Here is a 1,963-nt window from a genome sequence, read left to right on the forward strand (position 1 = left end):
GCCCCGCTCTCCCCGGCACCCGTTCAGCCCGCCCCGGCACCCGCTTCGTCCTGGCCGCCGGCCGGCCCGCCCGTGACCCCTGCGTCGGCGGGGGCGTGGCCGCCGGCTGGTTCGGCCGTGACCCCGTCGTCGCCCCCCGCCGGGCTGGCGCGACCGGCGGGTCCTCCCGCCAGCGCACCGCCGTCCCCCGCGGGACCAGCGGCCGGCCATCCCATGACCCCATGGCCGGCAGGGCCGGCAGGGCCGGCAGGGCCGGCGGGGCCGGCGACACCAGCACCGGCCGGGCCCACCGTCGTGACGCCGACCGGACTGACCTCGCGGCCACCCGCCGCACAGACCCCGCCACCGCCGCCGCCACCGTCGGGCGGGCGGACCCCGCAGCCCGGCCGGCTCACCCCGCGCCGGGCGCTGTTCGGCCGAGGCCGGTCCCGGCGGCCGGCCGCCGCCGGCCAGGGCGGTGCGCCGGTGACGGTGGCCCATCCCTTCGGCCTGGCGATGGCACCCGACGGGTCGCTGTTCGTCTCCCAGCCGCTGCATCACCAGGTCAGCCGGATCTCCGGGGACGGCACGGTGGCCGTGTACGCGGGCAGTGGGCACGCCGGTCTCGCGGGCGACGGCGGCCCGGCGACCACCGCCGAACTGAACTCCCCGTACGGCATCGCGGTGGACGCGCACGGCGCGCTGTACATCGCCGACCACTTCAACAACCGGATCCGCCGGGTCGGCCCGGACGGCGCGGTGAGCACCTGGGCCGGCTCCGGACTGGCCGGGCCACCGCTGGCGCCGAGCGTGCGGGTCGCGGCGGCGCACCTGGCGCTGAACCGTCCCCGCTCCCTCGCCGTCGGTGCCGACGGCGTGCTGTACGTCGCGAGCACCGACAACCATCAGATCATCCGGGTCTACCCCGACGGTGTCGGCGAGCTGGTCGCCGGCTGCGGCGAATCCGGCCTGTCCGGCGATGGCGACGCGGCGGTGCGGGCGCGGCTGTCGGGGCCGCATGACGTGACGCTGGCGGCCGGCGGGCTCGTCATCGCCGACACGAACAACCGCCGGGTCCGCTTCGTCGACCCGGTCGGCCGGATCTCGACTCTCGCCGGCACCGCCGCCGGCGGCCTCGGTGGACCGTCCGCGTACGGCGACCCCTCGGGACCGGGACCGGGCCGCCGGACGGACGCGACCCGGGCGGATCAGACCGACATCGGCCGGCCCTCCGCCATCGATGCAGGTCCCAGCGGCCTGGTCGTCGCCGACCCGTACCAGCATCGCGTCCTCACGATCACCTGGGACGGGCTGGTGCGCCCCCTCGCCGGTGGCGGCCGCTCCGCCGCCTCCGTCGACGGCACACCGGCGGTGATGGCAGGCCTGGACGGCCCGCGCGGCCTGGCGCTCGCCCCCGACGGCTCCGTCTACATCGCCGAGACCGGTCGCCAGCGCATCCGCATCGTCTCGCCCTCTGGCGTCCTGACCACCCTCACCGCCTAACCCGCGTCGTCCGCGCCGCGGCCCCGTCATCCGTCGGCTGGGTCGGGGTCCAGGCCGTCCGGGACCGGCGTCCCGGCGATCTCCCGCCAGGCCGCGTCGAACACGTCGGGCTGCTCGCGACGCTCGTCGCGCAGCAACGAGACGATCCACGCATCGAAGTCGTCGATCTGATGGCTGCTCGCGACGCCGAGGGCCTGCACGAGGCCCCGAACCAACCGGCCAGTCTGCCCGGCGCCGCGGAGCCTCTCGCCGCTGTTGGCGAGCGATCGGATCAGCTCGGCGGCGAATGCCCGTGGGTGGCGCCGGTACAGGTCCTGATAGAGGGTGACGGCTTCGGTGCTGGTGGTGAGGGCGTTCTCGCGCTGTCCGAGGTCGGCCAGGCAGGCGGACTTGATCGGCCCCGCGTTTTCCGGACACATTCTATCAGTCGGTTTTAGGCCGCATCATTGCGGTTCAGGAATTCGTTGTGGACTTCTTGCGG

At 75.8% G+C, this 1,963-nt stretch carries 2 protein-coding genes; one reads left to right on the top strand and one right to left on the bottom strand.

The genetic code is table 11. The features are described 5' to 3' along the window. The first annotated feature begins 294 nt into the window (after positions 1-294). Positions 295-1,482, top strand: a complete 1,188-nt coding sequence (locus C1A33_RS24490) for an NHL domain-containing protein (protein ID WP_101833690.1) — start codon at positions 295-297, stop codon at positions 1,480-1,482. Between the two features lie 26 nt (positions 1,483-1,508). Here C1A33_RS24490 and C1A33_RS24495 read toward each other — a convergent pair whose 3' ends face one another. After that, positions 1,509-1,901 (bottom strand): hypothetical protein, encoded by a 393-nt coding sequence (locus C1A33_RS24495; RefSeq protein WP_101833692.1) that lies wholly within the window; start codon positions 1,899-1,901, stop codon positions 1,509-1,511. Positions 1,902-1,963: the final 62 nt, after the last annotated feature.

Source organism: Frankia canadensis (assembly GCF_900197875.1).
GTDB lineage: Bacteria > Actinomycetota > Actinomycetes > Frankiales > Frankiaceae > Frankia > Frankia canadensis.

What these genes read in the sequence shown, in the direction of transcription:
- C1A33_RS24495 (WP_101833692.1), bottom strand. Translation starts at nt 1,901, where the DNA reads ATGTGTCCGGAAAACGCGGGGCCGATCAAGTCCGCCTGCCTGGCCGAC.